General features: G+C 69.5%; 12 protein-coding genes and 3 pseudogenes. 9 read left to right on the forward strand and 6 right to left on the reverse strand.

All coding sequences use genetic code 11. The features are described 5' to 3' along the window. The 8 genes and pseudogenes from ABZ855_RS45235 to ABZ855_RS45270 all read left to right on the forward strand — a co-directional run. Positions 1–343, forward strand: a pseudogene (locus tag ABZ855_RS45235) (hypothetical protein); the annotation flags it as partial. Continuing rightward, the gene (locus ABZ855_RS45240; RefSeq protein ID WP_360818870.1) at positions 340–531 is read left to right on the forward strand and encodes a hypothetical protein; all 192 of its coding nucleotides are present in this window, start codon (positions 340–342) and stop codon (positions 529–531) included. The pseudogene ABZ855_RS45235 and the gene ABZ855_RS45240, both read left to right, overlap by 4 nt. An 82-nt stretch (positions 532–613) precedes the next feature. After that, on the forward strand, positions 614–844 hold the full coding sequence (locus ABZ855_RS45245) for a hypothetical protein (RefSeq protein WP_360818874.1): 231 nt from the start codon (positions 614–616) through the stop codon (positions 842–844). Beyond that, on the forward strand, positions 841–1458 hold the full coding sequence (locus ABZ855_RS45250) for a hypothetical protein (RefSeq protein WP_360818877.1): 618 nt from the start codon (positions 841–843) through the stop codon (positions 1456–1458). Before ABZ855_RS45245 ends, ABZ855_RS45250 begins: the two co-directional genes overlap by 4 nt. Next, on the forward strand, positions 1455–3176 hold the full coding sequence (locus ABZ855_RS45255) for a mobilization protein (RefSeq protein WP_360818880.1): 1722 nt from the start codon (positions 1455–1457) through the stop codon (positions 3174–3176). The genes ABZ855_RS45250 and ABZ855_RS45255 overlap by 4 nt, the downstream gene beginning before the upstream one ends. Positions 3177–3305: 129 nt before the next feature. Next, on the forward strand, positions 3306–3707 hold the full coding sequence (locus tag ABZ855_RS45260; RefSeq protein WP_360818883.1) for a hypothetical protein: 402 nt from the start codon (positions 3306–3308) through the stop codon (positions 3705–3707). Positions 3708–3785: 78 nt separating this feature from the next. Continuing rightward, positions 3786–4490, forward strand: a complete 705-nt coding sequence (locus ABZ855_RS45265; protein ID WP_360818885.1) for a hypothetical protein — start codon at positions 3786–3788, stop codon at positions 4488–4490. A 166-nt stretch (positions 4491–4656) separates the two neighbouring features. Further along, positions 4657–5109: an NUDIX domain-containing protein gene (locus ABZ855_RS45270; protein ID WP_360818888.1), complete on the forward strand. Its 453-nt coding sequence runs from the start codon at positions 4657–4659 to the stop codon at positions 5107–5109. A gap of 383 nt (positions 5110–5492) precedes the next feature. On the opposite strand, the gene ABZ855_RS45275 is transcribed toward ABZ855_RS45270, so the two are convergent. The 3 genes and pseudogenes from ABZ855_RS45275 to ABZ855_RS45285 all read right to left on the reverse strand — a co-directional run. Continuing rightward, complete coding sequence (locus ABZ855_RS45275) at positions 5493–6314, reverse strand: DUF317 domain-containing protein (protein ID WP_360818891.1); 822 nt, start codon at positions 6312–6314, stop codon at positions 5493–5495. A gap of 16 nt (positions 6315–6330) precedes the next feature. Continuing rightward, the gene (locus tag ABZ855_RS45280) at positions 6331–6621 is read right to left on the reverse strand and encodes a hypothetical protein (RefSeq protein WP_360818910.1); all 291 of its coding nucleotides are present in this window, start codon (positions 6619–6621) and stop codon (positions 6331–6333) included. A 96-nt stretch (positions 6622–6717) separates the two neighbouring features. Then, positions 6718–7023 (reverse strand): annotated as a pseudogene (locus tag ABZ855_RS45285) (hypothetical protein); the annotation flags it as partial. A 453-nt stretch (positions 7024–7476) separates the two neighbouring features. On the opposite strand from ABZ855_RS45285, the gene ABZ855_RS45290 reads away from it, so the two are divergent. Beyond that, entirely contained in the window at positions 7477–7758 is a 282-nt protein-coding gene (locus ABZ855_RS45290; protein ID WP_360818898.1) for a hypothetical protein, read from the forward strand. A gap of 304 nt (positions 7759–8062) precedes the next feature. Here the strand turns inward: ABZ855_RS45290 and ABZ855_RS45295 are convergent, their stop codons facing one another. The 3 genes and pseudogenes from ABZ855_RS45295 to ABZ855_RS45305 all read right to left on the reverse strand — a co-directional run. After that, on the reverse strand, positions 8063–8344 hold the full coding sequence (locus ABZ855_RS45295) for a hypothetical protein (protein WP_360818901.1): 282 nt from the start codon (positions 8342–8344) through the stop codon (positions 8063–8065). Further along, complete coding sequence (locus ABZ855_RS45300) at positions 8341–9027, reverse strand: HNH endonuclease family protein (protein WP_360818904.1); 687 nt, start codon at positions 9025–9027, stop codon at positions 8341–8343. The genes ABZ855_RS45295 and ABZ855_RS45300 overlap by 4 nt, the downstream gene beginning before the upstream one ends. 710 nt (positions 9028–9737) lie before the next feature. Then, positions 9738–9951 (reverse strand): annotated as a pseudogene (locus ABZ855_RS45305) (pentapeptide repeat-containing protein); the annotation flags it as partial.

The raw sequence follows: 9951 nt of genomic DNA on the forward strand, positions 1-9951 counted from the left end.
GACCGACACCACCGGGGACCGGGGACACCAAGCGCCGGTACGTCACCAGGCCCCCACGAAGGCCAAGGGCAAGGGAAAGCGCGGTGGCCGGTCGCGCAGCCCGCGGAAGCAGCGCCCGCCGCGTGAGCCGGGGCAGTCCGTGGACCAGCTCGTTCAGCAGGTGCGTCCTCACGTACCGGCTCTGCTCTCGCGGGACGGCAACGAGAGCGTCACCCGGGTCCAGTTGAGGGAGATCCTCCGCCGCGAGGACCTCATGGGCGTCCGAAACGACCGAATCAGCCTCGTCCTCCAGCAACTGCGGACCGAGGCCGACAACTCACCGACCAGGAGCACGACCCGATGAAGACCTGCCAGCAGTTCGCCAGTCTCCGCCACGAGTACGAGCGGGAGATCGGCTACCTGCGCGCCCACTCCGAACTGCATGCCGGCTCTCCGGCGGCGAAGTCCAGCGCGACGCAGGCCGTGTCGACCAAAGCCCGGATGGCTCGGGCGCTCAGCGGCCACGTCGGGCGCTGCCCCGAGTGCGGGTAACCCGCAAAGCAGCAGGTCAAAGCACTGTGAACTGCGGTGGCTCGGTCATAGGCCGGGACACCGCCCGTACCAGGAGGCACCCGTGAGTCCCCATCCGAACCACCCGCCCACGTCCGCTGAGGCGAACGCCTGGGCGGAAGTCCTGGTCCGCCGAAGGCTTCTGTATGCCGCAGTGCTCGTCCCGACCGGCCAGTGGCTCGTCCAGCACACGGCTGACGGACCTGTCCACGTCCTCCCCGGCCCGTCCGACATCGTCGAATTGGTCGCCACCGCCCAGCACCGCATCCGCTCCAAGAGGCCCGACACCCGATGACGAACCCGAACACGAACAGCACCACCCCGGAACCTGTCTCCAACTCCAACTCCGTTCCGTCGCGAGCAAGTTGGGGCGGAAGCGTAGCTTCCGCCAACCCCGCCCCCAAGGGGGACGGGGAGGACCAGCACCGGGGGGCGCAGGTCCAGGAGGCTTCGACCGGGGGCGGATCGAAGCCGGGACAGGAGGAGAAGCCGACCGAGCGCCGTGAGCGCGCTGACCGCGCGCGTCAGCGTCCGCGTCAGCCGCGCGCCACGAAGCGCCTGCATCAGCCCAACACCCGTTTCAACGACGACGAGTTCGTCTCGGTCAAGTCCGCCGCCGCCCGGTGCAACCTGTCCGTCGCCGGGTTCCTCGCCCGCGCCGCGCTCGCCGCAGCCCGCGACCTTGACCGCACGAGCACCGAGATCGCCGGCGAACGCGAAGTGATCACTGCCCTGTTCGACAGCCGCCGCAAGCTCGGCTGGGCCGGCAGCAACCTCAACCAGGCAGTCAAAGCCCTCAACTCCGGCGTGGAAGCACCCCAGCTGGAAGCGGCGATCGCCGCCGTCCACCGCGCCGCCGAGAGCGTCCGCGACGCCTCCGCCCGACTGATCGAGCAGCACGCCACGTGATCCCCAGCGTCAACAAGTCCGGCTCCCGGACCATCGGCCTGCTCGCCTACCTCTACGGTCCGGGCAAAGCCGAGGAGCACACCGACCCGCACCTCGTGGCCTCCTTCGACGGCATGTCCCCCGACCCCGGCCGCGACCCGCACGCCACCCTCAAGGAACTCCAACTCCTCCTCGACCAGCCCGTGATGGCCCTCCCCCGGCACGCGCGGCCGGCCAAGCACGTCTGGCACACCTCCGTGCGCGCGACGGCGGACGACCGGATCCTGTCCGACGAGGAGTGGGGCGATATCGCCCGGCGGGTCGTGGCCGCCACCGGCATCGACCCCGGTGGCGGGCAGCCCGGCTGCCGCTGGGCCGCCGTACGCCACGCAGACGACCACATCCACATCGTCGCCACCCTGGTGTGCGAGGACGGCAGCCGCCCCGACGACTTCCGCTCCGGCAAACGCGCCCAGACTGAATGCCGCCTCATCGAGAAGGAACTCGACCTCCACCAAGTCGCCCCCGGTGACGGCACCGCCGCCCAGCGGCCCACCAGCGCCGAACGCCACAAGGCCGAGCGCCAGGGCCGAGCGCGCACCGCACGGGAGGAACTGCGCGAGACCGTACGGCGCGCGGTGGCCGGAGCGACCAGCGAGGAGGAGTTCTTCGACCGGCTGACCGCCGCCGGTCTGCTGATCCGCAAACGGGCCGCGCCCTCCGGGGACCTGCTCGGCTACAAAGTTGCGCTGCCCGACGACCGCAACAAGGACGGCGAGCCCGTCTTCTACCTCGGCGCGCGTCTCGCGCCGGACCTGTCCCTGCCCCGGATCCGGGAACGCTGGTCCGCCGACCACGACGGCCAGGACGCCGTACCCACTGGCCCGAGGGAGCGTACGGCGCCGGGCGGGCCGTCTGCGGCCCGTCGGCGTACGGCTTCGGCGGCGTGGCAGTCCGTGCTCGTCATCGAGTCCGGCGACGATGCGGTCGCCGCCGCCCACATCGCCTCCGCCGGCGAAATCCTGGACGCCCTGGCCAAGACGTCCGCCGCGCACACCCGGGCTCAACTGCGCGAGGCTGCCTTTGCGTTCGAGCGTGCCTCCCGTTCCCACGTCCGGGCCGAGCGCGGGCACGACCGGGCGCTGCGGCAGGCGGCCCGCGACCTCGTCCGCGGCGGCCCCGCCCACGGCCGGGGCGAGGACGGCGCGACGACCGCGATGGCGATCGACATGCTGTTCTTCCTCATCACCGCCGTCGCCCACTGGCACGCGAATAAGGGCCATGCCCAGCAGGCCGCCGCCGCCCGCCGGGCCGCTGAACATCTGCGTGCCGCCTACCGGTTGGCCGCCGCCCAGCCGCTCGGCGCCCTCTACCAGCGCGGCCGTCACCTGGGGCGGCCCCTCCTCCAACGCCAGACGAAGATCTTGCGCGAGGCGCTGCCGCACCTGGCGGCCCGGATCCTCGGCGAGCCCGGCTGGTACGCGCTCGCCGCGACCCTCGCCGACGCCGAGACCGCCGGCCACGACCCCGCCGTCCTCCTGGCCGACGCCGCCGGGCATCGGGAACTCGGCACGGCCGAGTCCGTCAGTGACGTCCTGGTCTGGCGACTGCGCCGGGCCGCGGGCCTGCCCGCCGACGCCAGCAGCATGGTGAGCGGTGCCCCTCAGCCGGATGAGTCCGCACGCCGGGCTGGGCGGCAGGCACCACAGCGGCCCGGGTCCCGGCGCGGACGGACGTGACTGTGGAGTTTGTGAATTGAAGCAGGTGGGGGACATGGGGCACGATCATGACGCGGGCTGGACGAGACGAGGGAGAACAGCGAGTTGTTGGAGCGGATACGGCGACGTCGCGGAGCGGACATCGAGGAGATGCGTCGCGTGCACGATCGGATGTGGGCGGGGCTGGAGAGCTGGGTGCCGCCGGAGGTGGAACGGATCCGGGCCGCTATCGCAGCGGAAGAGTCGGCCGGGATGGTTGACGACTTCCTTCCGCCGGATCTGCGGATTCCGAGCCATGACCAGGTGGCTGGGCGGATGATGCCGTGGCCCCAGCCGCTCGTCATCAACGGCGAGATGGCCGCGTGCACCGCCTGCGGGGCGTACCGGGACTGGCTTGTCCTCTCGACCCGCGACGAGATCTGGCTGCGCTGCCGGGACGGCCACCAGCAGCACGAGACGCGGCTCGACACCGCCTGGTACAACCGGCACGCCGCGCCGGCGGACGCGACGCACGCCACGTTCGAGGACTGCCTGCGCCACCTCGGGCACTGACCGCCACTCCTACGACCCCACCGGGCCTGCGGGCCCGTACTGACCACCCGTCGCCCAGCACCAAGGGGTCAGTTCCGCATGCGCGTTCGCGTCACCACCACCGCCGTCGGCCTCGTCGCCGCCACCGCCCTCGCCCTGTATGCCTGCTCCACGAATACCAGCGAGCGGACGCTCACCGCCCCGTCCTCCGTCCGCACCGGGACACCGGCGGCGGACGACAGCACGACGGCTGAGTTCCCGCTGTCGTCGGCCGCGCTGGACGCACGCCTGCTCAGCGAGCAGGATCTCGGCAGCGGCTACTCCCTCAAGCCGGGGAACTCCTCCTCCCGGCACGACGACGTGACGGTCCTGGGCTGCCCCGCCCTGAACGACCTGGGCGGCGACGCGGTCACCGGCGGGTCTCTCGACTTCCCCCACCGCGCGAAGGCCGCCTTCACCTACGCAGGCAGCAGCTCCTCGGAGGTTACCGAGGAGCTGTACAGCGACACCGCCGCGAAGCTGTCCACCGGCACGGACCGGATCTTTGACACGATGGCGTCGTGTCCGAACTACCAGGTATTGGCGGGTGGCACGCTCATCGACGTGCACGTCCAGACGACCCCGACGCCCCGCCTCGGAGACGAGCAGTGGAGCCAGCTGCTCACCTACCGCATCGACGGACGGCGCACCGTCGTCAAGCAGACGGCGGTCCGGGCAGGCACAATGCTGGTGATCGTCTCTGGGGCTCCGGGTCTCGTCGACGCTCACATCACCAGCGCCGTACGGACAGCGCTGGGCCGCTGAAACGAGTAGTGTCCCACCCGCCCGGTCCCGCCCCGTCTGTCGACGCAGGATCGGGCGTTCGGCGCGTGGCCGCTATGCGCCCCGAACATGCCTCTGGTGTGAATCGTGGTGGAGCCCAGTGCACGTCCGGTGCCGACTGGATGCCGTCGTACGGGAAAGGGCCAGCATGGCGGGTCGTCAGGTGAAGGCCCGCGGGTGCTTCGCGTTCGTCACCACCCCACGTCAGGAGGTTCTCCTTCAGCTGCGGGACGACAAGGCCGACATCGCGTGGCCAGGGCGCTGGTCGATGCCCGGCGGCGGAGCGGAGGCGGGAGAGACGGCGCGCGAGACGATCCTGCGTGAACTGCGGGAGGAGACCGGCATCATCCCGGACGCCATCGAGGAAGTCGCAATCACCGCGTACGAGAGGGGCAAGACGCCGCCCCACGTGTTCGTCACGGTCTGGGACGGAACCTTGAACGAGCTGGTCCTCGGTGAAGGCCAGGAACTGCGTCTGTTCCCGCTCGGCGCTCTCCCCGAGGCCATGCCGCCCCATGTCCGGCACTATGTCGAGCAGCTCGCGCGACGCCTCCTCGGGTCGCGCCGAGGGCAGCGGCAGGACCACCTACGCTCAGGCTAGACCGCACGCGGCGAGGGACCGCCGAACTTCTGGTCGGCGACCCCTCGCCATGGCATTTTCAGAATTCGACTCCGGACGTCCGCTGCTCATGCCAGGGACTCTCGGGCGACCCGATCATTGCGAGGAAGTCACGTTCTGCCGGGGGTTGGGGGATGCTGCGTAACGGCGGAGCGGCCGGCGCCACGTGCGGCGTGCGCCTCCACGGGTGGAACCCCGGCCACCCGCCGGAGTTCTGTGCCCGCTGCCCCCCTCGGCTTACGTGACCTTGTGTGACCATCCGTCCGCTCGCGTCGACCACGGGGACGTTGTTCACCGATTCCGCCCAGCCGATTCCGCACCGGATCTCCTTGCCTGCCGGGGTGTCGTCCACAGGTACACGGCACTCAGCTGGCCGGGGCGCGCAGAAGTCGGTCTCTGGTGCTCTCTGGCAGTACCCGTCGCAGGACCGGCACCGTGGAACTGAGGGAGGAGGCGAACGCGGCAACGAGGTCGTGCGGCACGCTGCCACTGAACGACGCCGCCCACAGGCACGGGGCGCCGAACACCGGCTCGGCCCACGCCTGCCATCCGGCCGCACCCGCCTCGTCCACACCGAGTGCCAGTGCGCGCGGGTCGGCGTCCTGGATGAGGGACGGTACCTCGCCGAGGGTGAGGTGCGAGGTGAACGTCGGGTCCATCGCACCGGCACCGGGCTGGTCAATGTCGCGAAGCCAGCCATGTCCGGTGACGGCGTCGAGGACGACCTCAGGCGCGGCGAACGGCTCGGCGGGCTGCTCGTAGGCGTCGAGGGCGAAGAGGAAGTCAACGACGACCTCGCCGGGAACGTCGGGGGTGAAGTACGCGGACCACCGGGCAAGCGGGCTGTCGGTGTCCGTTCGGGCGGACACGTGCCAGGCGATCGGCAACTCCCCCAGATAGAACGGCTCGTCCGCGAGGACCCACTGGGCCCAGCGCAGGGTGTCGGGACTGAGGTGCAGGACGGTGGAGCGCAGGACCTGCCGGTCCTCCGGTTCCTCGTCCGGCTCCCGTCGTCCACGCAGGATCGTCAGGCTCGTCCAACCGAGGCCGGTGAGCGTGTCGGCGACGGCGTCGTAGAGCCGACCGTCGTCGCCGGCCAGATGACGGGGACCGACCCAGTACGCGCCCTGGGCCTTGTTCGGGGTGGACCGGTCGAACGGGAAGTCGGGGTTCAGGCGCGCCTCCAACGGCTGGTGGGGAAATCTACTTGCCGCCGGCGGTGCGGCGGGGACGGCGCGGGGGCGCCTGGACAGGGCCCTGCCAGGCCAGCAGGACGGCGACCTCGGGCGGCAGATGGCCGAACTGGGTGTCTGCGTCCCGGCCCTCCGCGAGATAGACGACCGCTCGACCGGTCACGTCCGTCGCCTGGACAACCTGTTCGAGGCGGTGCTCCATCGGGAAGAACGGGTTCATCGCCAGGTGGACCGGAGTGTTCGGATCGAAGGTGGACAGCTGGTCGATGAGTTCGCCGACGGTCATCTCCGTACGGGGCACGGACAGCCTCCTTGGTTGAAAGCGCATGAGTGAGGGCTGGGCCCGGGAAAGCCAGCGAACGAAGTACGTTCTCCGGCAAAACACCTCGGTCCGCGGTGCCGGCGTCTCCACGTCGAACGAGATGTTGTAGCCACGGACCCTCGCCGTACCGGTGCCGACGATCTTCCAAACCTCCCGGTTGGTACCGGGGCGGCCGAGCGCAAACCATCCGAGATAGAAACGGCCGTCCTCCGAATTGATGTGCACGTCCGGCCGGTCGTCTACGACCAGATGGAAGTCCTCGGTGGTGAACGGGTCCATGACGAGCGTGGGCTCGCCCCGACCAAGCTGCCGCTCACACCGCCGCAGGGCCTTGACGGTGGTGGAGAATCCGGGGCTCCCAGGAACCAAGGCTACGGTCAATCACCTTCCTGACCTGGTTATATATCGGAAGGTGATCTACGTTGACATGCTGGCGCACGCCTTGGCCAGTCCTTCGCGCGTCTTTCCTGTCTGCCCCCGGCGAACTAGTTGTCCGTCGACATCGAACCCAGTCCGTGGAGTTCCTTGCCATCCAACGTAGTCGTCGCAGGTCACGGCGTTGGCGAGCGGGGACGGCCTCACCAACGCCCTTGCCGATCAAGTTAGTCACCGCGGTCAGCGCGGGGCGGACGACCGGATTCGCTGTCCAAGGACACTTGTCCTTCGTCATCCAATGCAGAATCTCAATTCTGGCTTCATAATCTCTGGCTCGTGGCTATGAACGACTTGTCTGGCCCCAGCGGAAAGTCCGTAGGTGGGGCCAAGAGTCGCTCCCGAAACCACCCCGACCACCAGCTGACCGTCATTGATACCAGCGGAAACACCACCGCCTACATGGGGCGACATCTGCGAGGCGACATCTGCGACATCTCCGGGGACGGCCAGCTGCTGACCTTCTCCGACGTCGACCCGGCCATCCCCGCTGACGGCTCCCACTCGGTCATGTGGGTCCGCGTCAGCGCCTCCGACGACACCCCCACAGAGCCCCACCAGCATGGAGTTCACCGCCGGCGACCGCATTTCCCCGTCCGCGACCATCACCGTCATCTGAGGAACGCGGCGGCATCCCGTCCAGCGCGGCGAAAGCGCCCGCGCACCCTGGACCCGTCGCACTGAGCGGGACGTTCGGGGTGCGCGACGTGCCGGCATGACCCGTCGACACGCCCTGGCCCCGGCGGCTTCAGCCGGGCCCGCCCTGCCTGAGGTACGCGGTCGAGGAAGCGTCAACGTTCCAGGGCAAAGGCCCCGGGAATCACGCGGGATTCCCGGGACCGCCTCTGGTGGGGCGACGATGACGGGGGTACGTCAGGCGGTTGCGTACACGCGGCGCGGGCTGGCAGAGAGCATCGTGCCGAGCGGTACCGGCGGCGCCTTTGCCGAAGCGCGAGCTGGGGCAAAGGCGCCGTGGACGGTCACAGGGTCAGGTCGCCTGGGCGGCCTGGCCTCGGCGGACACGGCCGAGCAGGTCGCGGTGGTAGGCGGCGAGGCCCCCGTCGGGTACGGGCGCGGGGCTGCCGGTCAGCGTGTACCACTCCTCGGCACCGGTGTACTGCACGCTGACGCGCGCGCTGTGCCCGTCGTCCTCGAGGGTGGTGCGGACTGTGAGGTCGCCGGTGATGACGCCGACGTCGTCGGTCATCACCCCGCCGGGCCCCGCCGCGACCTCGTCCTGATAGCTGGTGGCATCCGGATGCTGGTTCATGCGGGGCAGGTGTCCACCATCTCGGTCAGCATGTTCTTCTCCGGCTCGGTGATGTTGAGGCTGTACACGTACTTCACGTGGGTCCAGGCCCGTGCGTAGGTGCACCAGTAGGAGCGCAGCGGCGGGGCCCACTGGTCGGGGCTCTGGTCGCCCTTCTGCCGGTTCGACGACGCCGAGACCGCGATCAGCTGGGGGTCGTCGAGATCGTTGGCGAACTTGCGGCGCAGGGCGGTGTCCCACAGGTCGGCACCGGAGCGCCAGGCGTTGGCCAAAGGTACAACATGGTCGATGTCGACCTCGGTGGACGGCTTCGTGGACACCTTGCCGTCGTACGCGCTGACCCACACACCGGCAACGGCCCGGCACTGGTCGTCCCGTTCGACGTCCTGACCGTCACGGGCCAGAACGACCTCCCGGGTGTTGCACGTGCCGTACTGGGTGACCCAGTGCGGAAACTTCGACCGCGAGTAGCCGGTCATCGGGTGCGGGGCCGCGACGGTGAGTTCGTCGAGTTCCTTAACGACCACGTCCGCCGGCGGCGGCTCGGGCATATCCCGCCGTGCCAGTGCGGTGCCCGCAGTGTGGTCAAGGGTTCCTGCGGCGGCGGGGGCCGCGGTGACGGGTGCGAGCAGCGTGGCGACGGCCGCGGCCACCAGGGCGAGTTTCGCGTTGATCCTGCGCATGCGCTCATCTCTCTCGATCGGCGGAGTTGCTGATCAGGAGAGGTAGCGGCCCGCTACGGTGCCGCGTCGGCGCGCCTCGGTAATCTCACCCAAATGGCAGGCGGGAGTTCACCGGAGAAACGAACCACCACCGCCAGAGGCCGTCGGGCGGGTCAGGGCTGCGCGGCCTCCCGGTCACCGCCCAGCGACTCCGTGAGGACCGGATCCTCGAAGAGGCCGCCGTCACCGGCGCCGACCCGCAGCACTTGTGCGTGGTCTTCAACATCACCCCGGAGACCGGTCTGGGCTACAGCCGCTTCTTCCAACCCGACCCGGCGAACAGCGACGACGCGTTCCCCAGCCACATGGAGACATCGTGACCAACAGTCCCACCGGGAGTAATGCCGTGAGCCACGTGATCGTGCATCTCACCCGGCACCGCCTCGGAACTAGGGGTGTCGGCGTACACCCGAATGTGGCTCTGGCAGGTACAGCCGAAAGTGCACAGCCTTCGCGTCTCTTTAGGTTGGTGAAAACGGCACCGGGCCCGGGGCTCGGGGTGTCTCAGAGCAGGGGCCGCGATGGTGTCCTGCTGATTGGTGCAGCCGATCATGGTCAGGGCGTGTTGGTGGTGTTCGGTAGCGCGGAGACACCATCGGGGCCGCCGGTGCAGCGTTCCGTTTGTCCAAGCCTGGTAGTGCTGTGCGGGCCGGTGAGTTAGGTCGTGAGTGTCAGCGTTTAATGCGGCTGCGGACAGCGAGGACGGCGAGCGCGAGCAGAGTTGGTTCGAGCAGGCGGGAGGCCATCTCGATGTAGGTGCCAGCGGTGGTGAGGTTCTGTCCGGAGGAGCGGAAGACCACGGAGTTGACCACGACACGGGTGGCTTTCTCCGCGCGGTCGGCGGTCAGGCGCTGGTGCCAGGTGCCTGACAAGTGCGGGTCGGGA

It is taken from the genome of Streptomyces sp. NPDC047042 (genome assembly GCF_040644035.1).
Lineage (GTDB): Bacteria > Actinomycetota > Actinomycetes > Streptomycetales > Streptomycetaceae > Streptomyces.